This window comes from Streptomyces sp. CC228A, assembly GCF_021390935.1.
Classification (GTDB): domain Bacteria; phylum Actinomycetota; class Actinomycetes; order Streptomycetales; family Streptomycetaceae; genus Streptomyces.
This window is the reverse complement of record NZ_JAJPUI010000001.1, coordinates 1159003-1185182: the sequence shown is the minus strand read 5'-3', so window position 1 is coordinate 1185182 and position 26180 is coordinate 1159003. Positions and strand designations below refer to the sequence as shown.

The window sequence follows — 26180 nt, the reverse complement described above, 5'->3', positions numbered from 1 at the left end:
CGCTGCTGCGGCTCCTTCACCAACAAGGTTGATCTGACGCGGACCATTGTGGACCGTCCCACTGACACGGCCGACCGCGACCCGGAAGAGGGACGCGGAGTACCTCCGGGAACTTCCCGGAGCACCGGTGCGCTTGCATACAGTGGCAGGACTTTCCCCGGACGTCTTCCCGACGTACCCAGGGTTTCCCAGACGCGATCGAAGGGACGTACATGCCCAAGGGTCACACGGCCACAGCCCCGGCCGGCTCCGGAGGCCTGAAAGCGACCGAGCACCGGCTGGCCAACGGTCTGCGCGTGGTGCTCTCCGAGGACCACCTGACCCCGGTCGCCGCGGTGTGCCTCTGGTACGACGTCGGCTCCCGCCACGAGGTCAAGGGCCGCACCGGCCTCGCCCACCTCTTCGAGCACCTGATGTTCCAGGGCTCCAAGCAGGTCGAGGGCAACGGCCACTTCGAGCTGGTGCAGGGCGCCGGCGGCTCCCTCAACGGCACCACCAGCTTCGAGCGCACCAACTACTTCGAGACCATGCCCGCCCACCAGCTGGAGCTCGCGCTGTGGCTGGAGGCGGACCGGATGGGCTCCCTCCTGGCCGCCCTCGACGACGAGTCCATGGAGAACCAGCGGGACGTCGTCAAGAACGAGCGCCGCCAGCGGTACGACAACGTGCCCTACGGCACCGCCTTCGAGCGGCTCACCGCGCTCGCGTACCCGGACGGGCACCCCTACCACCACACGCCCATCGGCTCCATGGCCGACCTGGACGCCGCCACCCTGGAAGACGCCCGGAACTTCTTCCGCACCTACTACGCGCCGAACAACGCGGTCCTGTCCGTGGTGGGCGACATCGACCCGGAGCAGACGCTCGCGTGGATCGAGAAGTACTTCGGCTCCATCCCCGGGCACGACGGGAAGCCCGAGCCCCGCGACGGCACGCTCCCCGACACCATCGGCGAGCAGCTCCGCCACGTCGTCGAGGAGGACGTCCCCTCCCGCGCCCTGATGGCCGCCTACCGCCTCCCGCAGGACGGCACGCGCGCGTGCGACGCCGCCGACGTGGCGCTCACCATCCTCGGCGGCGGGGAGTCCTCCCGCCTCCACAACCGGCTCGTCCGCCGGGACCGCACGGCCGTCGCGGCCGGCTTCGGCCTCCTGCGGCTCGCCGGCGCGCCGTCGCTCGGCTGGCTGGACGTGAAGGCGTCCGCGGGCGTCGAGGTGCCCGCCATCGAGGCCGCCGTCGACGAGGAGCTGGCCCGGTTCGCCGCCGAGGGCCCCACGGCCGAGGAGATGGAACGCGCCCAGGCCCAGCTGGAGCGGGAATGGCTGGACCGGCTCGGCACCGTCGCCGGCCGCGCGGACGAACTGTGCCGGTACGCGGTGCTGTTCGGCGACCCGCAGCTCGCCCTCACGGCGGTCCAGCGGGTCCTGGAGGTCACCGCCGAGGAGGTGCAGGCGGTCGCCTCCGAGCGGCTGCGTCCCGACAACCGCGCCGTGCTCGTCTACGAGCCCGTGGACAAGGCCGCCGACGGCCAGCCGACCGACAGCGACGACCAGGAAGAGGGTACGGACCAGTGAGCGACGCTGCCGTGTCTCTGACCAGCATGGACTTCCACCCGCAGCCCGCCGGCGGCACGCCCCGCCCGTGGGCGTTCCCCGCCCCCGAGCGCGGAACCCTCGACAACGGCCTGACGGTGCTGCGCTGCCACCGCCCCGGCCAGCAGGTCGTCGCCGTCGAGATCGACCTGGACGCCCCGCTCGACGCCGAGCCCGAAGGGCTCGACGGCGTCGCCACGATCATGGCGCGCGCCCTCTCCGAAGGCACCGACAAGCACACGGCCGAGGAGTTCGCCGCCGAGCTGGAGCGCTGCGGGGCCACCCTGGACGCGCACGCCGACCACCCCGGCGTCCGGGTCTCCCTGGAGGTCCCCGCCTCCCGGCTGCCGAAGGCCCTGGGCCTGCTGGCCGAGGCGCTGCGGGCCCCGGCCTTCGCGGACAGCGAGGTCGAGCGCCTCGTCCGCAACCGCCTGGACGAGATCCCGCACGAGACGGCCAACCCGGCCCGCCGCGCAGCCAAGCAGCTGTACGCCGAGCTGTTCCCCGCGGCGTCCCGCATGTCCCGGCCGCGCCAGGGCACCGAGGAGACCGTCGCACGGATCGACGCGGCCGCCGTCCGCGCCTTCTACGAGGCCCACGTGCGGCCCGCGTCGGCCACCGCCGTGGTCGTGGGCGACCTGACGGGCATCGACCTGGACGCCGTCCTCGCGGAGTCGCTCGGCACCTGGACCGGCACCGCCGCGAAGCCGCGCACGGCCCCGCCGGTGACCGCGGACGACCGGGGACGCGTCGTCATCGTGGACCGGCCGGGCGCGGTGCAGACCCAGCTGCTCATCGGCCGGGTCGGCCCCGACCGGCACGACCGCGTGTGGCCCGCGCAGGTCGTCGGCACGTACTGCCTGGGCGGCACCCTCACCTCGCGGCTCGACCGCGTCCTGCGCGAGGAGAAGGGCTACACGTACGGCGTGCGGGCCTTCGGGCAGGTGCTGCGCTCCACCGCGGAGGGCACGGGCGCGGCGCTGCTGGCGATCAACGGCTCCGTCGACACGCCGCACACCGGCCCCGCCCTCGACGACCTCTGGAAGGTGCTGCGCACCCTCGCCGAGGAGGGCCTCACGGACGCGGAGCGGGACGCGGCCGTCCACAACCTCGTGGGCGTCGCCCCGCTGCGGTACGAGACGGCGGCGGCCGTCGCGGGGACGCTGGCCGACCAGGTGGAGCAGCACCTGCCGGACGACTTCCAGGCGGAGCTGTACCGCAGGCTGGCCGAGACCGGCACCGTGGAGGCCACCGCGGCGGTGGTCAGCGCCTTCCCGCCGGACCGGCTCGTCACCGTCCTCGTCGGGGACGCCGCGGTCATCAGGGAGCCGGTCGAAGCGCTCGGCATCGGAGAAGTGACGGTCGTCTCCGGCTGATTGACGGTCTGTCGCCCCTTCGGGGCACCGCGCCCCGGAACCCCGGCGTCCACTTGGGACGTCGGGGTTCCGATTGCCCCCGCCCCTGTCCGTTTTGGTGGGGAGCCTGGGTGTCTGCCCTGTGGCGTGCGCTACAAAAATCCGTGTCCGTTTGGTGATTGAAAGATCCGCCGCATAGCGTCTTCGTCGCTGTCCGCCCGCTGCACCCGCCGCACCCGCGGCACCGGACAGCGATCGCCGAATCCCCGTCGGGCGCGAGCCTGGGGAGCCGGGGACCCACCACGTCCCCTGGGGTGAATCGGCCGCCTTCGCCACCGTGCGGAGGGGGTCGTAGGAGACCTTCCTGCTCCGAACCCGTCAGCTAACCCGGTAGGCGAGAGGGAAGGAAAGGACCACCCCACTTCATGGCGTTCACCCGTGCCACCGGGAAGCACCGTGCCCCCAGCCGGATGACCCGCAGGAGCGCGCACGCCGCAGGCGTCGCCGCCCTCGCCACCACCGGCGTCATCGGTACCCTCACCTCCCCGGCGTCCGCCGCCGGCCGGGAGGCCGCGCTCACCGGGACCCTGGAGGCCCTCGACAGCACCGGGCCCACCAAGACGATCACCGGCCACGGTCTGGCCGAGGAGGTCCGGGAGCAGGCCGCCGTGCAGGAGGAGGCCGCCACCGCCGCCGAGCGCCAGGCGCGGGCGGAGCAGGAGGCCAAGCGCCAGGCCGAGGCCCGGTTCAAGCAGGCCCGCGCGGCCAAGGAACGCGCCGACCGCGAGGAGGAGCGCAGGCGCCTGCACTCCTTCCAGCTGCCCGTCGCCGGCTCGTACGTCTCCACCGCGTACCGGGCCGGCGGCTCCCTGTGGTCCTCCGGCAGCCACTCCGGCGTCGACTTCCACGCCCCGTACGGCTCCACCGTCGTCTCCGTGGGCCTCGGCACCGTCGTGGAGGCCGGCTGGGGCGGCGCCTACGGCAACAACGTCGTGATCCGCATGCACGACGGCACCTACACGCAGTACGGCCACCTCGCCTCCGTCACCGTGGCCGTCGGCCAGACCGTCGCGCCCGGCCAGCAGATCGGCGTCTCCGGCTCGACCGGCAACTCGACCGGGCCCCACCTCCACTTCGAGGCACGCACGGGCGCGGACTACGGCTCCGACATCGACCCCGTGGCCTACCTGCGGGCCCGAGGCGTCCGCGTCTGACGCCGTCCCCTCAGCGGTACGAGGAAGGGCCCCGGCTCACCAGCAGCCGGGGCCTCCGTCGTACCCGGTCGGCAGCCGCCGGCCCCACCCACCCGGGCCGGAGTTCCTCCTTCGGCCCCCGCGGCCGGGGCCTCGGCCTGCCCTTCACCCTCGCCTCGCGGGCGGAGCTTCCTCCACTCCTCCGCCCCCGCAACCGGCCTTCTCCCCTCCCTCAGCCGGGTGCATCCGCGCCGCCGGGTCCGGGGCCCGAGCCCGGCCGCACGCCTCCTGAGTGCCGTCCGTGTTCGGTTCACGTCGGTGTTCGGCCGAAAAGTCGCCATGGAATACGACGGGGCATCGGAAAAACAGCGCCTTTGCCATAGAGTCACGCCAAGCAGCGGCCGACTTGTGGGTTTCGCGCGGATAAACAGTGGGCGGAGCGATTCGGAGGTCCGGTATGCGCATTCCGGCGCACTCGGTATGCACGGCGATCCGCACGGACATCGTCTCCGGTGTCCTGCCGCGCGGCAGCCGCCTCGCCGAGGAGCAGTTGGCGCGCCGCTACGGAGTGTCCCGTGTCCCGGTCCGCGAGGCGCTGCGCACCCTGGAGTCCGAGGGCTTCGTCACCTCCCGCCGGCACGTCGGTGCGTTCGTCGCGGAGCCGAGCGAGCAAGAGGCTGCCGACCTGCTGGAGATGCGTGCGCTCCTGGAGCCCCTCGGCGCGGCCCGAGCGGCCCAGCGCCGCACCGACGCCCACCTCAAGGTGCTGCGCGGGCTCGTACGGCTCGGCCAGCAGCGCGCCCGCCACGGCCAGGGCGACGACCTGCGGTCTCTCGACGTGTGGTTCCACGAGACGCTCGCCCAGGCCGCGGCGAGCCCCGGGCTGACGGCACTGCTCACCCAGCTCAGGCAGAAGATCACCTGGATGTACGCGGTCGACCAGCCGTCCCGGCCGGCCGACGTCTGGGCCGAGCACGGCGCCATCGTCGACGCGGTGGCCCGCGGCGACGCGGAGCGGGCCCGCGCGCTCACCACCCAGCACGCCGAGCGCTGGCGCGGGGTGCACCGGCTGCGCCGGCCCGACCGTGTGAGGGTTTCGCAACATCCCGTCAACACCGCGGGATCCCGGAATTAACGGCTGCGCCGTATACAAGGGGGAGCGGAAAGGTCTGGCCGCTTTATCCGGCTGCCCGTAATTCCCCGCAGTCATGCGTGCGGGCAAAAGCGGGGCAGTCTGATTTCCGCGTTTCGGCACGCTGATTTCCGTGTGCCGGCACGTGGGGGGCCGGGAAGGGTGCGCGGGAATGGAAGGTGCGCAGGAAGCGGTGTCCCCGCATGCGGTGGTGCGGGGGCGTGGGCACGCCCGGATGCGGCGGTGCGGTGCCTGAAGGCGCAGGTGCAGGGCGCCGAGGGCGGGGGTGCGGGACGTGAAGACGGTGGTGCAGGGCGCCGAGGGCGGGGGTGCGGGACGTGAAGACGGTGGCGCGGGGCGCGGAGTGTCTGAAGGCGGTGGCGGGGGAGTGAGGGGCGGCCGATTGCGGCGGCGCGGGCAGGGCCGTACGCCCCGCATGCGGCGGTGCACCAGCGTCGTACGCCCGCACGGGCGGTAGGCGCACGGCCATGGCGTGATGCGCGAAGCCGCGCCACCCCCAGGGGGCGGCGCGGCTTCGTGGCCGGTGCGGGCGCCGGTGGCGGCGCCGCGAGGTCAGACGGTCTCGGGGAGTTCCTCAAGACCCTCGGCGACCAGCTTCGCCAGGCGGTCCAGGGCCGCCTCCGCGCCCTCGGCGTCGGACGCGAGCACGATCTCCTCGCCGCCCTGCGCGCCCAGACCCAGCACCGCGAGCATCGACGCCGCGTTGACCGGAGCGCCGCCAGCCTTGGCGATGGTCACCGGGACGCCGGACGCCGTGGCGGCACGGACGAAGATGGAGGCGGGGCGGGCGTGCAGGCCCTCGGCCCAGCCGACGTTGACGCGGCGCTCAGCCATGGTGTTGCCCTTCAGGTGCTAGGGGTTGTCTAGACCAGTGTGCCACGGGGTGCGCGGTGCTCGAAGCGGCCCGTCGGCACAGTGTCCCGCGCCGGGCCGTCCGGCCCCCGCGCCGCACGGCCTTCCGGCCCGTGTCGTACGGCGACCGGCCCCGCTGCGCCCGCCGGGGCCCGCGAACCGCTCCGCCATCCGTACGAGCGCCGTACGCTTGGCCCATGCGGAACCCTTCCGATCAGTCGGAACCACCGGCCCCGCAGCCGGTCCACGCCTATCCCGACCACTGGGAGGCCGACGTCGTCCTCCGCGACGGAGGCACCGCCCGCATCCGGCCGATCACCACGGACGACGCGGAGCGCCTGGTCAGCTTCTACGAGCAGGTCTCGGACGAGTCGAAGTACTACCGGTTCTTCGCGCCCTACCCCCGGCTCTCCGCGAAGGACGTCCACCACTTCACCCACCACGACTACGTGGACCGGGTGGGCCTCGCCGCCACCATCGGCGGCGAGTTCATCGGCACCGTCCGCTACGACCGCATCGACGCGCACGGCCGCCCCGCCGGAGCCCCGGCCGACGAGGCGGAGGTCGCGTTCCTCGTCCAGGACGCCCACCAGGGCCGCGGCGTCGCCTCCGCCCTGCTGGAGCACATCGCCGCCTGCGCGCGCGAGCGGGGCATCCGCCGGTTCGCCGCGGAGGTGCTCCCCGCGAACACCAAGATGATCAAGGTGTTCACGGACGCCGGGTACACCCAGAAGCGCAGCTTCGAGGACGGCGCCGTCCGCCTCCACCTCGACCTGGAGCCCACCGACCGGGCCCTCGCCGTCCAGCGGGCCCGCGAGCAGCGCGCCGAGGCCCGCTCGGTGCAGCGGCTCCTCGCGCCCGGCTCGGTCGCCGTCATCGGGGCGGGCCGCACCCCCGGCGGCGTCGGCCGCACCGTCCTGCGCAACATCCTGGAGTCCGGCTACACCGGCCGCCTGTACGCCGTGAACCGCGCGCTCCAGGACGCGCCGGCGACCATGGACGGCGTTCCCGCGTACCGCTCCGTCACCGGCATCGCCGAGCCCGTCGACCTGGCCGTCGTCGCCGTACCCGCCGCCCATGTGCCGTCCGTGGTCGCCGAGTGCGGCGACCACGGCGTCCGCGGCCTCGTCGTCCTCTCCGCCGGATACGCCGAGAGCGGCCCCGCCGGACGCGAGCGGCAGCGCGCCCTGGTGCGGCAGGCGCGCTCGTACGGCATGCGCGTCATCGGCCCCAACGCGTTCGGCATCCTGAACACCGCCGACGACGTCCGGCTCAACGCCTCCCTCGCGCCCCAGTTGCCGACGACCGGACGGATCGGCCTCTTCACCCAGTCCGGCGCCATCGCCATCGCCCTGCTCGCCGGACTGCACCGCCGGGGCGCCGGGGTGTCCTCGTTCGTGTCCGCGGGGAACCGCGCCGACGTCTCCGGCAACGACATACTCCAGTACTGGTACGAGGACCCCGGCACCGACGTCGTCCTGCTCTACCTGGAGTCGATCGGCAATCCCCGCAAGTTCACCCGGCTGGCCCGCCGCACCGCCGTGGCCAAGCCCGTGGTGGCCGTCCAGGGCGGACGCCACAGCGGCAGCGCGCCTCCCGGCCACGCCGTGCCCGCCACCCGCGTCCCGCACGCCACGGTCTCCGAACTGCTGCGCCAGGCGGGCGTCATCCGCGTCGACACGGTCACCGAACTCGTCGACGTCGGGCTCCTCCTCGCGGGGCAGCCGCTGCCGGCCGGCCCCCGGATCGCGATCCTGGGGAACTCGGAGTCGCTCGGCCTCCTCACGTACGACGCGTGCCTCGCGGAGGGGCTGCGGCCGCTGCGCCCGCGCGACCTCACCACCTCCGCCACCCCCGACGACTTCCGTGCCGCGCTCGCGGCGGCCCTGCACGACGAGAACTGCGACGCGGTGGTCGTCACCGCCATCCCGTGGGTGGGCGAGCAGGGCTCGACCGAGCCGCAGGCCGAGGGGGAGGTGCTGGCGGAGGCGCTGCGCGCGGCGTCCGCGACGGCGCCGGCCAAGCCCGTGGTCGTCGTCCATGTCGAGCTGGGCGCGCTCGCCGACGCCCTGGCCGCCGCGACGAGCACCGCCCCGGCCCCGGAACCCGCCGGACCCGCGCACGCGGCGGACCCGGAGGCGTCTGAGGCGTCTGAGGCGTCTGAGGCCTCCGAGACGTCCGAGGCGTTCGAGCCGCTCGTGGAAGCGGCTGCCGAGGGCCCCGACCGCCCCGCAGCGGACCCTGCCCCCGACCGCCTTACCCCCGATGGCCCTGCCGCCGATGGCCCCGCCCCCGACCGCCGAACAGCCCGTCGCGGGCCGCCGCGTACGGGGTCTGGGCGCTGAGCAGGGTCCAGCCGTTGAGGGCGCCGAGCGTCGGAGAAGGGTGCCGAGGAGTCCACGAGCCGGTCCTGGGCGACGGTGCCGAACACCGCGAGCGTGCCCAGCAGGTAAAGGACGGCCGCGCCGAGGGTGCCCAGGACGGTGGCCCGCCCGACGTTGCGGCGCGGGTCGCGCACCTCCCCCGCGCTGACGGCGGCGGACTCGACGCCCAGGTAGCTGAAGAGCAGGATCGCGGCGGACGCCGACACCGCGCCGAGCGCGCCGTCTCCGCCGGCCTGGAACGGGCCCAGGTTCGCCGGGTCGAAGAAGAACAGCCCGCCCAGGGCCACCAGCAGCAGCGGCACGAACTTCAGGACCGTGGAGACCAGTTGGACCGCACCGACGTACCGGGTCCCGGCGAGGTTGGCGAGCGCCGGCAGCCACTGGAGGCACAGCGCCGCCGCGAGCGTCGCGGCCACCGACCCGTGCAGCGGCAGCAGCACGCCGAGGTAGCCGACGGCGGCCACGGCGAGGGCGGCGTTCGACACCCAGGCGGTGATCCAGTACGACCAGGCGGCGAGGAAGCCGGCGAAGTCGCCGAACGCCTCGCGGGCGTAGACGTACGGGCCGCCGGTGCGCGGGTGGCGCTCGGCCAGCCGCCCGAAGACCAGGGCGAGGGCGATCGCTCCGGCGGTCAGGATGCCGAACGCGACCAGGCTGATGGTGCCGTACGGGGCGACCGAGGCGGGCAGCAGGAAGATGCCCCCGCCGATGATGTTGCCCATGACCAGGGCGGTGGCGACGGGGAGCCCGAAGCGTCGGGCGTGCCGCCCGTCACCGCCCGGGCCTTCGCCGCCGGCGGGCGCCGGCCCCTCGGGGGCGGGTGCTGCTCCGGTGATGTCGTGGCGGGGGGTGACCGTGGTCATGAGGGGTGGTGCGCCTTTCTCCGTACAAACGAGACCATGGTGAGCTACGGAGAACGCCCCACCAAATCAACTGTTTTTATCCCGCGTGAGGCCGTCCGCCACAGGAAAACCTTCACCGTCTCGCACGTCGAGACGGGATTCCTTCATGCGTTCGACAGCGGGGGGCCGTCCGGCGCCGGCCTCCGCCGTGGACGGCTCCTCGGCACGGCGCTCCACCGCGGGCGGCTCCTCGCCCCGGGAGCCCGCCGCGGGCGGTTCTCCGGCGTGGGACTCCTCCAGCCAGCGGCGCAGTACCCGGTGCACCGCCTCCGCCCCGTTCAGCGGCCCGCCGTCGGCCGTCGGGGGGGTGAGCTCGGAAGGCCACAGCAGGAAGGGCCGCGCCTGCTCGCCGCCGAGTCCGCCGTGGGAGCCGATCTGCGCCTCGAAGGCGTGCACGCGCCCGGACGCAGGGTCGTACATCGAGTTGACCATGATGTCCGCGGCGTGGGGGAAGGAGTCGGTGCGCCGGACGGCGTCGGCGGTGCCCGGGCCGAAGGCGGCGAGCGGCCCCGAGGTGTCGGTGACGCGGTCGACGGGCTCCGCGAAGCCGCCCGGCCCGAGCACCACCGACCCGTGCTCCTCGCTGCGCACCAGCAGGAAGCCGATCCCGGGGTGCTCGGCCAGGGTGGGCAGCAGCGCGGGGTAGCGGCGGTCGATCTCCTCGCGGGACATCCGGTGCGGCACGTCGGGGAAGGAGATCAGTCCGAGGTTGCCCGAGGCCAGCACGATCGGCCCCGCACCGCGCGCCGGACGCTCGCCGGGCGGCGCCTCGAAGCCCTCCTCCGGCCGGTGCAGGGCGGTGCGCAGGGCCCCGCGGGCCTCGGCGCCGCTCGGGCTGTGCCGCACGCGGCGCGGGACGGGCAGACCGCAGCAGACCCTGACGAGGTCGCGCAGCGTGAGCCCGTACGCGGACTCGAACGTCTCCCCGAAGCTCTGCCCGTGGTCGGAGAGGAGCACGATCCGGTACGGGCGCGGCGCGTGCTCGACCGCCTTCGCGACGAGCGCGACGCAGCGGTCGATCCGCTCCAGCACTTTCAGCGCGTCCCGGCTGTGCGGACCGGAGTGGTGGGCCACCTCGTCGTACGCCACGAAGTCGGCGTACACGGCGGGGCGCCCGGCCAGCACGTCGCCCATGACGGCGGCGAGCACGACGTCCCGTTCGACGACCGTGGCGAAGGCCCGCACGAAGGGGTAGAGACCGCCGCGCGGCACCCGGGGCCGGTCGCCGCGCAGCCGGGCGGCGAGCGCCTGGACGACCTCGCGGCCGACCTCGGCGAGGTAGGAGACGGCGGTGCGGGTGGCGTTGGCGGGGTCGCGGAAGTACGCGAAGTAGCCGGCGCGTGAGCGGCTGCCGAGACCGCGCCGGGCCGTGACCGACAGGACCAGGGCGAGCTGGTCGGCGCCTCCGGTGAAGAGGTTGCCCCGGCTGGCGCCGCCGCCCGCGAGCAGGCCGGGGTAGCCGGTGCGGGCGGCGGCGCGGCGCTGCAACTCGCCGGCGCTGGCGGGCCGGTTGCTGACCATGAGCCGCCCGGTGTCCTTCTCGTACCAGCGGAAGGCGGGGACGTCGTGGTTCGTGCCGTGCAGCAGCGCGAGCTGGCTGGCGCCGGTCTGGCTGGACCAGTCGGTGCGCCACGGGGCGAGCCGGTGGGTGGTGCCGGCCCAGGCGGCGACGGTGGGCATGGCGCCGGACGCCATCGCCGACCGCAGCGTGTCGTGGCCGACGCCGTCGATCTGCAGGAAGACCGTGCCGGGGGGCCGGGCGGCGGCGTCTCCTGCCCGGGTGTGGCTGCGGCCGGCGAGCCGGTACAGCCGCCGCCGGTAGGCCGTGTCGTCCCGGACGGCGAGGGCGGTGGAGGTGGCGGACGCGACGGCGGACATGACGGCCGCCACCACCACGGCGTTGTCCGGGTCGGCCTCGCCGCGCCCGTCGGGGATCAGCCAGAGGGCGACCAGCAGCAGGGAGCCGTTGAGGAAGAAGACCAGCAGGCCGAGCACCAGGGCGGGCACGAGCAGGAACGCCCGCACGACGAGCGGCCACACGAGCGCGCTCAGCAGGCCGAAGGCGCCCGCGCCCCAGGCGGCGGTCAGGGCCGTGCGGGTGATGCTGTCGCCGTCGTCGGACTGGAGCTGCACGTCGGGGAGGATGCCGGCGAGGGCCAGCAGGGTGAGGGTGGACACCACCCACACGACGACGACCCGCAGGACGGCGCCGCCGACCGTCCTCCAGTGCCCTGCGCGCCCGTGTCCTCCGCCCACGCGGTCCGCCCTCCGCCCGCTGCCGGCGCCGACCGCCCGGGTCGGCTGCTTCGCCCCGGTTTCCACCGGGAGATCCAGCGTGGCACAGGCTGCGGCGGGGAGGGTCCGGCCGCGCGCCGGGAGATCAGCTCGGCACGGGCTCCGGGCCGGGCAGGGCGGGGCCCCGGCCGTGCGCCGGGCGGGGCCGGTGAGGCGGGTCGGCGGGGCGGGTCGGCAAGGCGGGGCCGGTAAGGCGGGGCCGGTGAGGCAGGTCGGCAAGGGGCTCGGGGTGCGGGGCTCGGGGTGCGGGGCTCGGGGTGCGGGGTTCAGCAGCCGTCGTACCCGGCAGTGGGCATCGACAGCCGCCGGTGGACCCGCGCCTTCGTCACCGCGTCGTACGCGGGCTCCTCCAGGCCGGCCGTCTCCAGGCGCACCCCGCGCCGCTCGCACTCCGCCGAGAACGCCCGCGCGCAGGTCACGGCCCGTGCCAGCACCCGCTCGTTGGGGGCGACGAAGACATCGACGTCCCCCGCGTCGACGTCGGCCCAGAGCATCCGGTGGTCCGGCGGCAGCCCGTAGAACAGCAGCTCCCGGATGACCACGTATCCCCTGCCGGCCGCCCATCGGGCGCACATGGCGTGCTGGCTGCGGGTGTCCACCAGGAAGGGGTCGGAGTCGAGCTCCTCCAGCGGCGTCAGGCTGGCGATCGCCGCCACGCGTACGTCCTGCATGGCCCGACCCTACTCCGCCGGCCGCCGTCCGAGGAGACGTGGCCCTACGCTCGTAGGCAGCAGCCGCGGACGGAAGGGCGCCTGATGGAGGTCACCTGGTGGGGGCACGCCACCTGCACGGTGGAGGACTCCGGTGTGCGGGTGCTGACGGACCCGCTGTTCACGCGTCGGCTGGCCCACCTGCGGCGGCGGCGCGGGGCCCTGCCGCCGCCCGAAGCGGCCCGCGCGGACGTGGTGCTGATCTCCCATCTGCACGCCGACCACCTGCACCTTCCGTCGCTGGCGCGGCTCGCGCCGGGCACGCTGGTCGTCGTGCCGCGGGGGCGCCGCGCGCGGTGCCGGCGCTGCGGCGGCTGGCCGAGGGGCCGCGCGGGGTGCGGCTGGCCGAGCTGGGGTGGGGCGACGAGGTGAAGGCGGGCCCGGTGGCGGTGCGGGCGGTGCCGGCGGCGCACGACGGGCGGCGGCTGCCGGTGGGGCCGCACCGCTCCCCGCCCTGGGGTACGTGGTGGAGGGCGCGGCCCGTACGTACTTCGCCGGGGACACGGGCCTGTTCGACGGGATGGCGGCGGCGGTGGGCGAGATCGACGTGGCGCTGCTGCCGGTGGGCGGCTGGGGGCCTTTCCTGGGCCACGACCACCTGGACGCGGGGCGGGCGGCGCGGGCGCTGGCCGCCCTGGGGCCGCGGGCCGCGGTGCCGGTGCACTACGGGACGTACTGGCCGATCGGCATGGACGCGGTGCGGCCGCACGAGTTCCACGCGCCGGGCAGCGAGTTCGCGCGGCTCGCGGCGCGGGCGGCGCCCGAGGTCGCGGTGCACCTGCCGGCGCACGGGGAACGGGTGCGGCCCGAGGCGGCCCGGTGACCGGCGTGGCGGCGGCCGGGCTGCTCGCCGACGTGATGAACCGGCTGCCGCCGGAGGAGACGCAGCGGGCGGTCGCCTACCCGTCGCTGTTCCTGCTGGTCGCCCTGGGCGCGCTGGTGCCGGTGGTGCCGACCGGGGCGATCGTCAGCTCGGCGGCGGTGGTGGCGTTCCACCAGACGGCGCCGTTCGCGCTGCTGCTGGTGTTCGCGGTGGCGGCGTGCGCGGCGCTGGTCGGGGACGCGGCGCTGTACGCGCTGGGGCAGCGCGGGGTGCGGTCCCGCAACGGCTCGGCGTGGCTGGACGCGCTCCAGGCGAGGGCGGCGCCGGAGCGCCTGGCGTGGGCGCGGACGCGGCTGCGGGACCACCGGGTGCCGGTGCTGGTGCTGTCCCGGCTGGTGCCGGCGGGGCGGATCCCGGTGATGCTGGCGTGCCTGCTGGCGCGGATGCCGCTGCGGCGGTTCCTGGTCGGGGACATCCCGGCGTGCCTCGTGTGGGCGGCGACGTACCAGCTGATCGGGGTGGCCGGCGGGTCGCTGTTCCCGCAGCCGTGGCAGGGGGTCGTGGCGGTGGTGGCGCTGACGCTGCTGATCAGCGGGGCGCCGGTGGTGTGGCGGCGGCTGCGGAAGCGGCCGGGTACGCCGGTGGGCTGAGACGGGGGGCCGGTCGCGTCCGTCGCGTGCGGACGCTGCTCACGCCCCGCAGGGCGTACGGGCGCCGGGGCTCATGGCAGAGGGCCCGCAGGGTCCGGTCCCGGGGGCGCGGGCGCACGGGGTGTTCACCGGCTCGGGGGTCGGCGGGCAGGTCGCGGAGGGTGGCGGTCAGGCGGTCGAGGGCCCGGGCCACGTGCGGGACGTGCAGCGGGTCGTCGGCGGCCGCCGCCTCCGCGCGCTCCCCGGTGTCGTGCCGAGCAGCGGGAGGGTCGCCAACCGGGCGCGCAGGGCGCCCGGTTCGTCACCGAAGCGGTGACCGCCGGGCACGGGCGTGCCGAGCCGTTCGCTCAGGTACTCCTCCAGCGCGATGGAGTCCGTGACGCCCCGCTCGGCGAGGCGTTCACGCAGCGGGTCGAGGTCGGCGTACAGGTGCCGGCCGGCTTCCGGGGGCAGGGCCAGTGCTCCGGCGCCGTGCACGGCGCGGTGCACGGCGGCGGCCAGTCTGCCGTGCAGGGCGGCCGCGGCGGCGGCCTGCGCGGTCACCGGTGCCGGCTCGTCGAGGGCGTGGGCGACGGCCGCGGCCAGTGGGCCGGGCAGCCGCGCGCCGAGGGCGGTGAGCACGTCGAGGACGCGGGCCCGGTGCGCCGCGGACGCGGCGGCGCCCGGGGGAAGCGGGCGACGGCGGCGGGCCACGAGGCGGGCGCGACCGCGCCGGACAGGTCGCTCAGCACGGTCACGTCGCCGGGGCACATCTCCCCGGGGCTGACCAGCACGGTGTCGTGGGGCCTGTGCAGGGTGTCGCGCCAGGTCTCGTCGCTGACGATGTGCAGCCCCTCCGCGACGGCCGCCTCGCACGCCTCGCGCACCAGCTCCGGCGGGGCGACGGTGCCCGTGGGGTCGTCGGCGACGCACAGCAGCAGCACCGCCGGGTGGCCGCCCTCGGCCCGCACCCTGCGCACGGTCTCCAGGAGGGCGTACGAGTCGGGGACGCCGCCGCACTCGGCGGGCGTGGGCACGTGGTAGGCGCTGCGGCCCAGCAGCCTGGCCTGCGGGGTCCAGCCGAGGGGGCAGGGGCGGGGCATGAGCACGTCCCCGCCGTGCGCGGCGAGTACGGCGGCGAGGAGGGGTCCGGCGCCGGGGGCCGCCGCCAGGTCCTCCGGGTGGCAGCGCAGCCCGCGCCGCCACCAGTAGCCGCAGGCGGCCTCCCGCAGGACGGCCCCGCCGCCGGGCGGTTCGGGCTCGGAGCGGTCGGCCGCGGCGGCCAGCACCGCGACGAGTTCGCCGACCACTGGCAGCCCGCTGCCGGGGGCGGCCGGGGCGTACCGCACCTGCCCGTGCCCGAACCGCTCGGGGGCTCGCGGTGCCCCGCCGCGGCGCGGGGGCGCGCCGCGGCCCCGCCCGGCGCGGGGGCCGCGCTGCGGCCGGGGCCGCCGACGGGGCACCCGCGGAGCCCGCCGACCCGTCGAGCGGGCGGCGGGGTCCCCGGCTCCGGGGGTGGTGTGCTGCATGTCGCCGCCTCCGCGTGGTCCGGCCCGCCGTCCGCGGTCCTGGAGGAATTCCGTTCCTCGGGGACCTGTCCCCTCAGGATCTGCTCAGGATCTGCTGCTCCGTGCGGCGCCGTCCGTCGACGGGACCCGCTCCCGGAGGGCCCTGGTTCCTTGAGGGGGCCTTACGGACGTTTCGCCGGTTTCACGATGCGTGACCCGCGTACGCCGCTTGCCGCGGTCGTCAGGCGGCGTCCCGCATGATGTCCTCGCGCAGCCTGGTGCAGCAGCGGCTTATCAGCCGGCTGACGTGCATCTGGGAGATGCCCAGGTCCTCGGCGATGCTGCTCTGCGTCATGTCGCGGAAGAACCGCATGTACAGGATTCTCTGCTCGCGCTCGGGCAGGCTCTGCAACCGCGGCTTGACCGCCTCGCGGTCCACCACGACGTCCAGTGCGGGGTCGGGCCCGCCGAGCGCGTCCACGAGGGTGTAGCCGTCCTCGGTGCCCGGCAGTTCGGCGTCCAGGGACAGGGCGGTGAAGCTGTCGAGGGCTTCGAGGCCGGCGACGGCCTCCTCCTCGGTCATCCCGGCCTTCTTGGCTATCTCGGCGACGGTCGGGGTGCGCCCGCCCACCGAGTGCGACAGCTCCCGGTACGCGAGGCGCACCCGGCCGCGGAGGTCCTGGACCCGGCGGGGCACGTGCAGGGTCCACATGTGGTCGCGGAAATGGCGTTTGATCTCGCCGGTGATCGTGGGTACGGCGAAACTCTCGAACGCGGCGCCGCGCTCGGGGTCGTACCGGTCCACCGCCTTGACGAGGCCGAGCGCGGCGACCTGCTTCAGGTCCTCCAGCGCCTCGCCGCGGTTGCGGAACCGGCCTGCGAGCCGGTCCGCCATGGGCAGCCAGGCACGCACGATGTCCTGGCGTACGGCGTCCCGCTCGGGGCCCGGCGGCAGGGCCGCCAGCCGCCGGAACGCCTCGGCCGTGTCGGGTGCGTCGTCGTGCGGATGCTTCGTGGGGGCGAGGGTTCGCATGGTGTGTCCAGCTCCTCGAACGGCGCTGATGGTTGGCTGTCACCCCGGGGATCGCCACGGGACCGTTGCCGGGCACGTACGTCCGGGGCGGTGGGCCGCTCTCCCGGTCGTGCCTCCGGTCCGAAGCACGAGGTTCGCCTGCCCTGGGTCAGCGGTGGCAAACACCTGATTCCACTGTCCGCGCGAATCGCCCCCGCGGCCTGCCGCCAGGTGTGCGGCGACCGGCCCGCGGGGGCGTCGATGCGGCAGAACCACAGGTGGGAGGGGGTTCGGGGCGGAAGAGGACAAGGAGCGGGAGTACCGCCGTACGGGTGATACGGAGCGCGGCGCTACGCGGCGTCGGCCTGGCCGTGCGGTCCGGGGCGGGCCGGGGCCTCGCCCAGCGGGAGCGGCACGGGCGGCTGCGGGTCGTCCGCGTCGGGGTCGAGCAGCGGGTCCTCCGGGTCGCGGGGCTCTTCCGGGTAGGGCAGGACCAGGTCCTCGTAACGCGCCATCGCCATCACCGCGCCCAGCATCGCCGGTGGCAGCAGCAACGGAAACAGTACGGAGATGAGATCCATCGACCCGTCCTCCCGTCCGGACCCTTCCGGGTCCGCGCCGAACCGCCGGGAACCGCAGCAGCGAGTCCCCTGCGCCGACGGGCTCAAACCAGGCCCTCGGCGCGCGGGATTCGCGGCGGCGCCGCCGGGTACCCGCCCGGCGACCGACACACGCGGCACCGTGGAGGGCGCCATGCAGCGAGGCAGCGATCGGCTCAGCCGCCATCACGACGACGAGATGAAGCACCAGCTCCAGGGGCTGCTGCGGTCCGGCCACCCGACCCGAGTGGAGGAGTGGCACGACCCGGAGCCCATGGCCGACGACGACCCGGAGCTGGCGATGGGCGGCCGTGTCCCGTCCGACACGTTCGAGGCGCTGCGTCTGGAACTCGCCAGGCATCTGGCCAGGACGCCGTTCCCCGCGCACCGGGGCGACCTGCTGCGCGTCCTGCGCGAGCGGCACGCGCCGGACCCGCTGCGGGAACGGGTGGAGACCCTGCCCGATGACCACACCTACCGCAGCGTGCAGGAGGTCGCCAAGGCCCTGCACCGCGGGTGACGTCCCGACCGGCACGGCACGGGGGAAGGGAGGAGACCGGCAGCCATGGCTCACCTGGTCAGAGAGGTCATGACCACGGGGGTCGCCGTCGTGCGCCCCGACGCCTCGCTCGTCGAGGCGGCACGGCTGATGCGGACCCAGGACATCGGCGATGTGCTGGTGGCCGACGGGGACCTGCTCGTCGGGGTCCTCACCGACCGCGACATCACCGTCCGGGCCGTCGCCGAGGGCGCCGACCCGCTGACCGTGGACGCCCGCGCCGTGTGCACCCCCGACCCGGTGTGCGTGTCCCCCGACGACGCGGTCTCCACCGCCGCCGACCTCATGCGGCGGCACGCCGTGCGCCGGCTGCCGGTGGTCGCGGACGGCCGGCCGCTGGGCGTGGTGAGCCTGGGCGACCTGGCGGTCTCCCAGGAACCGGGGTCCGTGCTGGCGGACATCAGCCGCGCGGCACCCGACAGCGAAGACGACTGACTGAGGAGCACTATCGTGCGTATCGCATTCCTGGTGGCGCCCGAAGGCGTCGAGCAGGTCGAACTCACCGAACCGTGGCAGGCCGTGGCCGACGGCGGTGACACACCCGTCCTGGTCTCGACGAAGCCGGGCCGGATCCAGGCGTTCCAGCACCTCGACAAGGGTGACACCTTCCCGGTGGACCGGACCGTCGACGAGACCGCGGCCGGCGACTACGACGCGCTGGTGCTGCCCGGCGGCGTGGCCAACCCCGACTTCCTGCGGATGGACGAGCAGGCCGTGGCGTTCGTGCGGGCCTTCTTCGACGCGGGCAAGCCGGTCGCGGCCATCTGCCACGCGCCGTGGACGCTGGTGGAGGCGGATGTGGTGCGCGGGCGGGAGCTGACGTCGTGGCCGAGCCTGCGGACGGACATCCGCAACGCCGGCGGCACCTGGGTGGACGAGCGGGTGCAGGTGTGCCACGCGGGCCCGAACCGCCTGGTGACCAGCCGCAAGCCGGCGGACCTGGACGCCTTCTGCTCGACGCTCCTGTCCGAGTTCCACGCCGAGCGCCCGGCGCGGGCGGCCTGAGCGGCGCGCCGCCGGGCGCGGAGACGCCCGAGGACCCGCCGAGGACGCCCGAAGGACCCGCTGCGGCATCCCGCGGCGGGTCCTTCGCCATGCGGCGGCTCCTGCTCGGGTGCGGGGCATGTGCCCTGCGACGCGGGTGCGGGGGCGGGCGCGGCGGGTGGGCGAGCGCCCGGCCGACCGGGGCGTGCGGTACGGCGGGACCCTGCCGTCCGGGGCCGACCACCCTGCCACCCACATCCGGGGGCGCACCGGTCCGGGACCCCTGCCGCCCAGGGCCGACCACCCTGCCACCCACAGCCGGGGGCGCACCGGTCCGGGACCCCTGCCGCCCAGGGCCGACCACCCTGCCGCCCACAGCCGGAGACGCACCGGTCCGGGGCCCGTGCCGCCGGTCAGGCCGCGCGGCCCAGCAGGGCGAGCAGCTTCGTCTGGGCGTCGGCGTCGGGCGGCGCGGGGAGGGCCGGTGCGAAGAGGCCGCCGGCGGCGAACTCCTCGGCGTGCGGGCCGTACTCCTGGAGCGCGAAGTCGACGAGCGGGGCCGGGATCGTGTCGTCCGCGCCGATGCCGCGTGCGAGGTCCCACGCGTGGACGACCGCGTCGGCCGTCATCTGCGCGCAGTACGCCGCGGCCGGCACGTCGCCGTACGACAGGTGGACCGTGCGGTCCAGCGCACCCGGCTCCCGCAGCACGCCGCGGGCGGCCGCCGCGGCCTCGTCCCAGGTCGCGACCGGGTCCTCCCCCAGCAGGTCGCCGTCGTAGGCGTCGCCGACCTCGGCGATCGTGCTGCCGTCCCGCACCAGGGGAACGGTCCAGAGCTGTTCGCCCGTGAGGTGGTTCACCAGGTCCCGCACCGTCCACTCGGTGCACGGTGTCGGGGCGTCCCACTGGTCGGCGCGGATCGCGTGGACGTGGGAGGAGAACAGGTCGAGGGCTTCCGCGTGGCGGGCGAGGAGCGGGCTGCCGGGCATCCGGCGTCACCTCCGGAGGTAGCGAAGCGGGCGGTTCCACTGTGCGCCCGGCGCGGCCCGCGCGCGACAGCAGACCGGCAGTGTGCGCGGCGGCCGCAGGGGTACCCGTCGGCGACGGACACGACCGCCTGACGGGAGGGAGCCATGCAGCTCGCCTATCTGACCAGTCTGTACGACCGTCCGGGCCCCTGGGCCACCGTGTATCTCGACACCTCGCGGATGGACGAGTCCGCACGCTGGCGCATGGAGCTCCAGGCGCGCAACGCCTGTGACGACCTGGCCGCGCAGGGCGCCGACGAGGCGACCGTGCAGGCCGTGCACGAGGCGCTGTCGGCCTGGCCGCGCCCGCCGGGTGAGGCCGGCCGTGCGGTGTTCGCGGCGCACGGCGAGGTCGTCCTCGACCCGTCGCTGTCGGTGCGGCCCAACGCCCCGTCGCAGGTCTACTGGTCCTCGCTGCCCCGTATCGGTCCGCTCCTCGACCTCGCCGCGCGGGAGCCCGTCTGCCTCGTGGCATACATCGACCGGACCGGCGCGGACCTGGAGCTGCGCTCCCCCGTCGGGGAGATGCGGCTGCGCACGGTGACCGGCCGCGAGTGGCCGATCCACCGCACCTCGCAGAACACCTGGAACGTGCGGCACTGGCAGCTCGGGGTGGAGAACACCTGGGAGCAGAACGCCGCCGAGGTCGCGGACGCCATCGCCGAGTGCGTGGCGGACACCGGCGCGGACCTCGTCGTCCTGGCGGGCGATTCGCGGGAGCGGCGCTCGGTCTACGACCGGCTGCCCGGCGAGTGCCGGTCGGTGACCGTCGAGACCGAGCACGGCGGACGTGCCGCGGGCGCCTCCCGGGTGCGGCTGGACGAGGACGTGCGGGAGGCGCGGCAGCGGCTCCTGCGGCGCAACGAGGAGGCCGAACTGGACCGGTTCCGGTCGGTGCGGGCCCCGGAGGGCGGCAAGGCCGCCGGGGCGGCGGCGGCCGAGGGACTGCCCGCGCTGGTGGAGGCGGCCCGGGAGCACCGGATCATGGAGCTGCTCATCCGCAGCGAGGGCCCGGACGCACACCGCCAGGTGTGGGTGGGCGCGGAGCCGGACCAGCTGGCTGTGCGCCGCTCGGAGAGCCAGTACCTGGGCGACACGGACCCGGTGCCGGCCCGCGCCGACGACGCGCTGCTGCGGGCCGCGGTCAGCGCCGGGGCGGAGGTCCTGCGGGTGCGGCCCGAGCTGGAGGACGACCTGCCGGTCGGCGGGCTGGGTGCGCTCCTGCGCTGGCCGTACAGCGAGAAGGAGACCGAGGCAGCGACGATGTGAGCCGCCGGCCCCGACCGGGGATCGGGGACGTCCCGGTGCCGCAGCCCTTCCGGGGCCGCGGCACCGGGGCGTCCTGTTGCTGCCCGGAGGGGCCGGCGGTTCCGATGCCTGCCCGCCCCCTCCGGTCCCGGCGTCGCGAGCCCTTCCGCCCCTGCGGACCCCGGCATCGCGAGCCCCTCCGGCCGCTCCTGTATCTGCGCCATCGCCGTACCCGCCGGCTGCTCCGGTCCCACCGCCATCTCCCGCCCCTGCTGGTTACGACGGCGACGACCGGGCACCCGGACAGTGGAGGTGCATCATGGTTCCGATTCTTCTGGTCCTGCTGCTGATCCTGATCCTGTTCGGTGCGGGTTTCGCGTGGGAGATCCTGTGGTGGTTCGCCGTGGCGGTGCTGGTGATCTGGCTGCTCGGCTTCTTCTTCACGAGCGCGTCCGGTGGCGGCCGCTCGCGCTGGTACCGGTGGTAGGACGGGCGCAAGAACACGGGCCGCCCCGGATCCGCAGGGATCCGGGGCGGCTCGTCGTCGCGGCGGTGCGGCGCGGCCCGCTGCGGGCCGTGCCTCAGTGCGCGACCACACGCTCCACCAGCAGCCGCACCGCCGAGGCGATGGCGTCCGCGTCGATGCCGGCGGCGTGGAGCTGCTCCTCGGGGGTGGCCGAGGCGGGCATGTTCCGGACGGCGAGGCGGGCCGTGCGCGGGGCCTGGCGGCCGTCGGCGAACACCTCGGCGACCGCGTCGCCCAGGCCGCCTTCGGGGTGGTGGTCCTCCACGGTGAGGACGCAGCCGGTCTGGCCGGCGGCGTCGTCGAGGGTGTCCGCGTCCACGGGCTTGACCGAGTACAGGTCGATGACCCGGGCCCGGATGCCGTCCTCGGCCTCCAGCCGGTCCGCCGCCTTCAGCGCCTCGTGGACGGTGATGCCCGCCGCCACGATGGTGACCTGGTCGTGGTCGTGGCGGCGCAGCACCTTGCTGCCGCCGACGGGGAACTCCTCGTCGGGGCCGTAGAGGACGGGGGTGGCGCCGCGCGTGGTGCGCAGGTAGCGGACGCCGTCGAGGTCCGCCATGGCGGCGACGAGCCGGGCGGTCTGGTTGGCGTCGCACGGGTAGAGGACGGTGCTGCCGTGCACGGACCGCATCATGGCGAGGTCCTCCAGGCCCATCTGGGAGGGGCCGTCCGGGCCGATGGAGACACCCGCGTGGGAACCGCACACGTTGATGCCGGCGCGGCTGACGGCGGCCATGCGGAGGAAGTCGTGGGCGCGGGTGAGGAAGGCGGCGAACGTCGACGCGTACGGGATGTAGCCGCGGGCGGCGAGGCCGACGGCCGCGGCCACAAGCTGCTGCTCGGCGATGTAGCACTCGACGAAGCGCTCGGGGTGGGCCTTCGCGAAGAACTCGGCGCGGGTGGAGTCGCTCACCTCGGCGTCCAGGGCGACGACGCGGGAGCGGGCCGAGCCGAGGGCGGCGAGGGCCTCGCCGTAGGCGTTGCGGGTCGCGACGCTGTCGCCCGGGTCGTAGCGCGGCAGGTCGGGGGTGCGCCGCTCGTCGGGTGCGGCCGTCTCGGGCGGCTCGGGCGGTCGCCGGACGGTGACGCGGCCGCGGCGGACACCGCCGAGTTCGGCGAGGGCGTCCTGGGCGTCGGGCAGCGGCTTGCCGTGCTTGCCCTCGCGGTCCTCGACGGCGGCGACCCCGCGTCCCTTGCGGGTGCGGGCGAGGATCGCGGTGGGCTGCCGGGTGGTGCTGCGGGCCTCCGCCAGGGCCGAGTCGACCGCCTGGTGGTCGTGGCCGTCGATCTCGGCGACGTGCCAGCCGAAGGCGTGCAGCCGGCGGGCGTAGGCGTCGAGGTCGTGGCCGTGCCGGGTGGGGCCGCGCTGGCCGAGCCGGTTGACGTCCAGGATGAGGGTGAGGTTGTCGAGGTGGCTGTCGGCGGCGTGCTCGACGGCCTCCCACACGGAGCCCTCGGCCATCTCGCTGTCGCCGGACAGGACGTACACCTGGTACGGGAGGCGGTCGAGGCGCTGTCCTGCGAGGGCCATGCCGACGGCGACGGGCAGTCCCTGGCCGAGGGAGCCGGTGGCGACGTCCACCCAGGGCAGGCGGGGGGTGGGGTGGCCTTCGAGGCGGCTGCCGAGGGTGCGGTAGCCGAGCAGTTCGTCCTCGTCGACGGCGCCGGCGGCGTGGTACATCGCGTACAGGAGGGGCGAGGCGTGGCCCTTGGAGAGGACCAGCCGGTCGTTGCCGGGGTGGTCGGGGCGGTCGAAGTCGTAGCGGAGGTGTCGGGCGAGGAGCACCGCCGCGAGGTCCGCGGCGGACATGGCGGAGGTGGGGTGGCCGGAGCCGGCCGCGTCGGCGGCGCGGACCGCGTCGGCCCGCAGCTGCTGGGCGAGCTCGGCGAGTTCCTCGTACGGCATGGGTGTCAGTCCTTCCTGGTGCCGGTGCCGTCGCTGCCGCCGGGGGTGCGGGCCAGCTCGGGTGTGTCGGTGTCGAGGGGGACCTGCCAGGAGCTGATCAGCCCGAGCTGGACCGCCTGGCGGCGCAGGGCCGCGTCGAGGAGCCAGTCGGCGGCGACCCTGACGCGGTTCCCGGGCATGGCGGCCAGGTGGTAGCCGCGCGTGACGGCTCCGGCGACCGGTCCTGACAGCGGGACGCCGAGAGGGTTGGCGGCGGCTTTGACACCGCCGAGGTCGACGGCGAAGCCGAGGGAGTCGTGCCGGTAGGGGACGGCCGTTCCGACACCGAGGGAGGCGGCGAGGTTGCGGGCGGCGGTCTTGCCCTGCCGGGAGGCGTGCTGCGCGGTCATGGCCGTGAGCGCGCCCGGGTGGGCGAGGTCGGGGACGGCGGCGGCGTCGCCGCAGGCGAAGACCTCGGGGCGGCCGGGCACGGACAGCTCGGGGGTGACGACGAGGCGGCCCTGTTCGAGGGGCAGTCCGAGGTCGGCGACAAGGGGGTCGGGGCGAACGCCGACGCACCAGACGAGGCTCCGCGTCGGCAGGAAGTCGCCGTCGGAGAGCCGTACCCCGTCGGCGGTGGACTCCTGCACGGAGGTGCCGGTGCGGATCTCCACCCCGCGCCCGCGCAGCACGCGGTCGGCGGTGGCGGCGAGGCGTTCGTCGAGCCCGGGAAGGACGCTGTCGGCGACGTCGACGAGGACCCAGCGCGGGTTCAGGCCGCCGGGGCGGGCGGGCTGGGAGCGGACGAGGGCGTCGGTGAACATGGCTCCGTGGGCGGCGACCTCGGTGCCGGTGTAGCCGGCGCCGACGACCACGAAGGTGCAGCGGGCGGCGGCCGCGGCCGGGTCGCTCTCGGTGGCGGCGAGCTCCACCTGCCGGGTGATGTGGTCGCGGAGGTAGAGCGCCTCGGGCAGGCCCCGGAAACCGGTGGCGTGCTCGGCCACGCCGGGGATGGGCAGCAGTTTGCTGACGCTGCCGGCGGCGAGGACGAGCCGGTCGTAGCGGAGGGTGCGGGGGGTGCCCTCGGGGTCGGTGCAGTGGACGGTGCGCGCGTCCAGGTCCACGCTGTCGGCCTGGCCGAGGACGAGCCGCACGTGGCGCAGGGTGCCGGGCAGTGACACGGTGACCCGGCGCGGTTCGAGGACGCCCGCCGCCACCTGGGGCAGCAGCGGCAGGTAGAGGAAGTAGTCGGTCGGGTTCAGCAGGGCGGTCTCGACGCGGCCGCGCAGCAGTCGGGAGACTTCCCGGGCGGTGTGGTAGCCGGCGAATCCGGCTCCGACGATCAGGATGCGCGGCCGGCGCCGCGTCGGGCTGGTCACTGGACCTCCGGTGACGGGACGGTGGTTGACGGAGGGCCGGGTGGCGCCGTGCCGGTTCGTCGCGGCGCGGCCCGCCCTCAGGCGCGGTGGTGCGGCCCTTCCGGGTCCGCCGGCGGCTGGGGGCCGCGGGCGGCACGTCGGGCGCGGGAGCGGCGGGCGGCGGCTCGGGTGGCGGGGCACCGGTGGCGGCGGCGGTGCGGCGGGCGGGGTACCGGGGGCGACGACGCGTACCTCGTCGCCGTCCCCGGGCTCGTCCTGTCCGAGGGGTGCGTCCACGGGCACGGGCCCCGGACCGGGGCGGGTCGGCGGGCCCGTGTCGGGGCCCCCGTCGCCTTGGCGGCGGCGCGGCGGCGCACCAGGGCGACCGCCGCGGCGGCGAGCGCGCCGCCCAGCGCCGCGGCCGGCACCCGGAGCGGGACGCGGAAGCGCGGGGACTTGTTCTCCATGCGGCGGCGGGTACCCGGAGGCGCCCGCGGGTAACGCGGGCATCACGGTGCCCGCCAGGCCGCCCATCCGTATGACGAGACGGTCGTCTCGCCATACGGCCAGCGGGCGTACGGTGGCCGCAGGGGCCGGTTCCGCCGCCCGGCGGGGGCACCGGCATGAGTGTCGGCAACGACGGGAAGGGGCGGGCGATGACGGACGCCGTCTACACGCACGGCCACCACGAGTCGGTCCTGCGGTCCCACCGGTGGCGCACGGCGGAGAACTCCGCGGCGTACCTGCTGGGCGAGCTGCGCGCCGGGCTCGACGTCCTGGACGTGGGGTGCGGTCCCGGCACGATCACGGCGGACCTGGCCGCGCTCGTCGCGCCGGGCGGACGCGTCACGGCGGTGGACGCGGCCGCCGGCGTCCTCGCGCAGGCGCGCGAGGTGAGCGCGGAACGCGGGCTGGACAACGTCGACTTCGCCGTGGCGGACGTCAACGGGCTGGGCTTCCCCGACGACTCGTTCGACGTGGTGCACGCCCACCAGGTGCTCCAGCACGTCGGCGACCCGGTGGGCGCGCTGCGGGAGATGCGCCGGGTGTGTCGCCCCGGCGGGGTCGTCGCCGTACGGGACAGCGACTACGCCGCGTTCACGTGGTTTCCCGAGGTGCCGGCGCTGGACACCTGGCGGGCGCTGTACCGGCGGGTGGCCAGGTCCGGCGGCGGGGAGCCGGACGCGGGCCGCCGGCTGCTGTCGTGGGCGCGGGCCGCGGGCTTCACGGACATCACCCCCGGGGCCTCCGCGTGGTGCTACGCCACCCCGGCGGAGCGCGCCTGGTGGAGCGGGCTGTGGGCGGACCGTACGACGCGGTCGGCGTACGCGCGGCTGGCGGTGGACCGCGGCCACGCGGCACCGGAGGAGCTGGCGGCCGTCGCCGAGGGTGGCGGGAGTGGGGGCGCAGCCCGGACGGCTGGTTCCTGGTGCCGCACGGCGAACTGCTGTGCCGGGCATAGGGCGCACGGGCCCGGTACGGGACCTCCGCTACCGGCGGCGGACCGGGCCGCCGGGCCGCCGCCGGTAGCGGAGGGCGGCGCGGGCGGAGGCGCCGGGCGGCGCTGGAGGGCGGCGCGGGCGGG

General features: G+C 75.5%; 19 protein-coding genes, 4 pseudogenes and 1 riboswitch. Of the genes and pseudogenes, 13 read left to right on the top strand and 10 right to left on the bottom strand.

Features of this window, described 5'->3' with window-relative positions; translation table 11 throughout:
* Nucleotides 1–212: 212 nt before the first annotated feature.
* The 4 genes from L6E17_RS05210 to L6E17_RS05195 all read left to right on the top strand — a co-directional run bounded on the left by L6E17_RS05210 (nt 213) and on the right by L6E17_RS05195 (nt 5275).
* The gene (locus L6E17_RS05210) at nt 213–1574 is read left to right on the top strand and encodes a pitrilysin family protein (RefSeq protein ID WP_236239531.1); all 1362 of its coding nucleotides are present in this window, start codon (nt 213–215) and stop codon (nt 1572–1574) included.
* Between the two features lie 26 nt (nt 1575–1600).
* Entirely contained in the window at nt 1601–2968 is a 1368-nt protein-coding gene (locus L6E17_RS05205; protein ID WP_236239666.1) for a pitrilysin family protein, read from the top strand.
* A 225-nt stretch (nt 2969–3193) separates the two neighbouring features.
* A riboswitch (cyclic di-AMP (ydaO/yuaA leader) is annotated at nt 3194–3359 on the top strand.
* A gap of 13 nt (nt 3360–3372) precedes the next feature.
* Entirely contained in the window at nt 3373–4161 is a 789-nt protein-coding gene (locus tag L6E17_RS05200) for a M23 family metallopeptidase (RefSeq protein WP_236239530.1), read from the top strand.
* A gap of 436 nt (nt 4162–4597) precedes the next feature.
* A complete protein-coding gene (locus tag L6E17_RS05195; RefSeq protein ID WP_236239529.1) occupies nt 4598–5275 on the top strand; it encodes a GntR family transcriptional regulator in 678 nt (225 codons plus the stop codon).
* 570 nt (nt 5276–5845) lie between these two features.
* Here the strand turns inward: L6E17_RS05195 and L6E17_RS05190 are convergent.
* A complete protein-coding gene (locus L6E17_RS05190) occupies nt 5846–6127 on the bottom strand; it encodes an HPr family phosphocarrier protein (RefSeq protein ID WP_071275165.1) in 282 nt (93 codons plus the stop codon).
* A gap of 215 nt (nt 6128–6342) precedes the next feature.
* On the opposite strand from L6E17_RS05190, the gene L6E17_RS05185 reads away from it, so the two are divergent.
* Nucleotides 6343–8490 carry a GNAT family N-acetyltransferase gene (locus L6E17_RS05185; protein WP_374108985.1) on the top strand — a complete coding sequence of 716 codons (2148 nt, stop codon included), beginning with the start codon at nt 6343–6345 and terminating at the stop codon, nt 8488–8490.
* On the opposite strand, the pseudogene L6E17_RS05180 reads toward L6E17_RS05185, so the two are convergent.
* The 3 genes and pseudogenes from L6E17_RS05180 to L6E17_RS05170 all read right to left on the bottom strand — a co-directional run.
* Nucleotides 8447–9392 (bottom strand): annotated as a pseudogene (locus L6E17_RS05180) (amino acid permease); the annotation flags it as partial. The gene L6E17_RS05185 and the pseudogene L6E17_RS05180 sit on opposite strands and share 44 nt — an antisense overlap.
* Nucleotides 9393–9458: 66 nt before the next feature.
* On the bottom strand, nt 9459–11687 hold the full coding sequence (locus L6E17_RS05175) for a phage holin family protein (protein ID WP_236239528.1): 2229 nt from the start codon (nt 11685–11687) through the stop codon (nt 9459–9461).
* Between the two features lie 305 nt (nt 11688–11992).
* Entirely contained in the window at nt 11993–12397 is a 405-nt protein-coding gene (locus L6E17_RS05170) for a hypothetical protein (protein WP_236239527.1), read from the bottom strand.
* A gap of 84 nt (nt 12398–12481) precedes the next feature.
* Between L6E17_RS05170 and L6E17_RS05165 the strand changes: the two are divergent.
* A pseudogene (locus L6E17_RS05165) lies at nt 12482–13259 on the top strand (MBL fold metallo-hydrolase).
* A 35-nt stretch (nt 13260–13294) separates the two neighbouring features.
* Complete coding sequence (locus L6E17_RS05160; protein WP_236239665.1) at nt 13295–13909, top strand: DedA family protein; 615 nt, start codon at nt 13295–13297, stop codon at nt 13907–13909.
* A gap of 148 nt (nt 13910–14057) precedes the next feature.
* Here L6E17_RS05160 and L6E17_RS05155 read toward each other — a convergent pair.
* The 3 genes and pseudogenes from L6E17_RS05155 to L6E17_RS05145 all read right to left on the bottom strand — a co-directional run.
* A pseudogene (locus L6E17_RS05155) lies at nt 14058–15177 on the bottom strand (aminotransferase class I/II-fold pyridoxal phosphate-dependent enzyme); the annotation flags it as partial.
* Between the two features lie 460 nt (nt 15178–15637).
* On the bottom strand, nt 15638–16429 hold the full coding sequence (locus L6E17_RS05150; RefSeq protein ID WP_236239526.1) for an RNA polymerase sigma factor SigF: 792 nt from the start codon (nt 16427–16429) through the stop codon (nt 15638–15640).
* Nucleotides 16430–16758: 329 nt separating this feature from the next.
* A complete protein-coding gene (locus L6E17_RS05145; protein WP_236239525.1) occupies nt 16759–16989 on the bottom strand; it encodes a hypothetical protein in 231 nt (76 codons plus the stop codon).
* 172 nt (nt 16990–17161) lie between these two features.
* Between L6E17_RS05145 and L6E17_RS05140 the strand changes: the two genes are divergently transcribed.
* The 3 genes from L6E17_RS05140 to L6E17_RS05130 are packed head-to-tail and all read left to right on the top strand — an operon-like array spanning nt 17162 to nt 18571.
* On the top strand, nt 17162–17527 hold the full coding sequence (locus L6E17_RS05140) for a DUF2795 domain-containing protein (RefSeq protein ID WP_236239524.1): 366 nt from the start codon (nt 17162–17164) through the stop codon (nt 17525–17527).
* Nucleotides 17528–17572: 45 nt separating this feature from the next.
* Nucleotides 17573–18001: a CBS domain-containing protein gene (locus L6E17_RS05135; RefSeq protein WP_236239523.1), complete on the top strand. Its 429-nt coding sequence runs from the start codon at nt 17573–17575 to the stop codon at nt 17999–18001.
* Between the two features lie 15 nt (nt 18002–18016).
* Complete coding sequence (locus tag L6E17_RS05130) at nt 18017–18571, top strand: type 1 glutamine amidotransferase domain-containing protein (protein WP_236239522.1); 555 nt, start codon at nt 18017–18019, stop codon at nt 18569–18571.
* A gap of 392 nt (nt 18572–18963) precedes the next feature.
* Here the strand turns inward: L6E17_RS05130 and L6E17_RS05125 are convergent, their stop codons facing one another.
* The gene (locus tag L6E17_RS05125; protein WP_236239521.1) at nt 18964–19539 is read right to left on the bottom strand and encodes a TIGR03086 family metal-binding protein; all 576 of its coding nucleotides are present in this window, start codon (nt 19537–19539) and stop codon (nt 18964–18966) included.
* A 144-nt stretch (nt 19540–19683) separates the two neighbouring features.
* Between L6E17_RS05125 and L6E17_RS05120 the strand changes: the two genes are divergently transcribed.
* On the top strand, nt 19684–20847 hold the full coding sequence (locus L6E17_RS05120) for a Vms1/Ankzf1 family peptidyl-tRNA hydrolase (RefSeq protein ID WP_236239520.1): 1164 nt from the start codon (nt 19684–19686) through the stop codon (nt 20845–20847).
* 298 nt (nt 20848–21145) lie between these two features.
* Complete coding sequence (locus L6E17_RS05115) at nt 21146–21313, top strand: hydrophobic protein (protein WP_236239519.1); 168 nt, start codon at nt 21146–21148, stop codon at nt 21311–21313.
* 94 nt (nt 21314–21407) lie between these two features.
* Here the strand turns inward: L6E17_RS05115 and L6E17_RS05110 are convergent, their stop codons facing one another.
* Both L6E17_RS05110 and L6E17_RS05105 read right to left on the bottom strand, forming a co-directional pair.
* Nucleotides 21408–23258 (bottom strand): transketolase, encoded by a 1851-nt coding sequence (locus tag L6E17_RS05110; protein WP_236239518.1) that lies wholly within the window; start codon nt 23256–23258, stop codon nt 21408–21410.
* A gap of 5 nt (nt 23259–23263) precedes the next feature.
* Nucleotides 23264–24616 (bottom strand): NAD(P)/FAD-dependent oxidoreductase, encoded by a 1353-nt coding sequence (locus L6E17_RS05105; protein WP_236239517.1) that lies wholly within the window; start codon nt 24614–24616, stop codon nt 23264–23266.
* A gap of 635 nt (nt 24617–25251) precedes the next feature.
* On the opposite strand from L6E17_RS05105, the pseudogene L6E17_RS05100 reads away from it, so the two are divergent.
* A pseudogene (locus L6E17_RS05100) lies at nt 25252–26057 on the top strand (methyltransferase domain-containing protein).
* Nucleotides 26058–26180 lie beyond the last annotated feature (123 nt).

Excerpts from the sequence above, each read along its gene's own strand:
- L6E17_RS05200 (WP_236239530.1), top strand. The coding sequence starts at position 3,373 with ATGGCGTTCACCCGTGCCACCGGGAAGCACCGTGCCCCCAGCCGGATG.
- L6E17_RS05140 (WP_236239524.1), top strand. The coding sequence starts at position 17,162 with ATGCAGCGAGGCAGCGATCGGCTCAGCCGCCATCACGACGACGAGATG.
- L6E17_RS05125 (WP_236239521.1), bottom strand. The coding sequence starts at position 19,539 with ATGCCCGGCAGCCCGCTCCTCGCCCGCCACGCGGAAGCCCTCGACCTG.
- L6E17_RS05205 (WP_236239666.1), top strand. The coding sequence starts at position 1,601 with ATGGACTTCCACCCGCAGCCCGCCGGCGGCACGCCCCGCCCGTGGGCG.
- L6E17_RS05135 (WP_236239523.1), top strand. The coding sequence starts at position 17,573 with ATGGCTCACCTGGTCAGAGAGGTCATGACCACGGGGGTCGCCGTCGTG.
- L6E17_RS05170 (WP_236239527.1), bottom strand. The coding sequence starts at position 12,397 with ATGCAGGACGTACGCGTGGCGGCGATCGCCAGCCTGACGCCGCTGGAG.
- L6E17_RS05160 (WP_236239665.1), top strand. The coding sequence starts at position 13,295 with ATGAACCGGCTGCCGCCGGAGGAGACGCAGCGGGCGGTCGCCTACCCG.
- L6E17_RS05190 (WP_071275165.1), bottom strand. The coding sequence starts at position 6,127 with ATGGCTGAGCGCCGCGTCAACGTCGGCTGGGCCGAGGGCCTGCACGCC.
- L6E17_RS05110 (WP_236239518.1), bottom strand. The coding sequence starts at position 23,258 with ATGCCGTACGAGGAACTCGCCGAGCTCGCCCAGCAGCTGCGGGCCGAC.
- L6E17_RS05145 (WP_236239525.1), bottom strand. The coding sequence starts at position 16,989 with ATGGATCTCATCTCCGTACTGTTTCCGTTGCTGCTGCCACCGGCGATG.
- L6E17_RS05120 (WP_236239520.1), top strand. The coding sequence starts at position 19,684 with ATGCAGCTCGCCTATCTGACCAGTCTGTACGACCGTCCGGGCCCCTGG.
- L6E17_RS05185 (WP_374108985.1), top strand. The coding sequence starts at position 6,343 with ATGCGGAACCCTTCCGATCAGTCGGAACCACCGGCCCCGCAGCCGGTC.
- L6E17_RS05150 (WP_236239526.1), bottom strand. The coding sequence starts at position 16,429 with ATGCGAACCCTCGCCCCCACGAAGCATCCGCACGACGACGCACCCGAC.
- L6E17_RS05115 (WP_236239519.1), top strand. The coding sequence starts at position 21,146 with ATGGTTCCGATTCTTCTGGTCCTGCTGCTGATCCTGATCCTGTTCGGT.
- L6E17_RS05195 (WP_236239529.1), top strand. The coding sequence starts at position 4,598 with ATGCGCATTCCGGCGCACTCGGTATGCACGGCGATCCGCACGGACATC.
- L6E17_RS05210 (WP_236239531.1), top strand. The coding sequence starts at position 213 with ATGCCCAAGGGTCACACGGCCACAGCCCCGGCCGGCTCCGGAGGCCTG.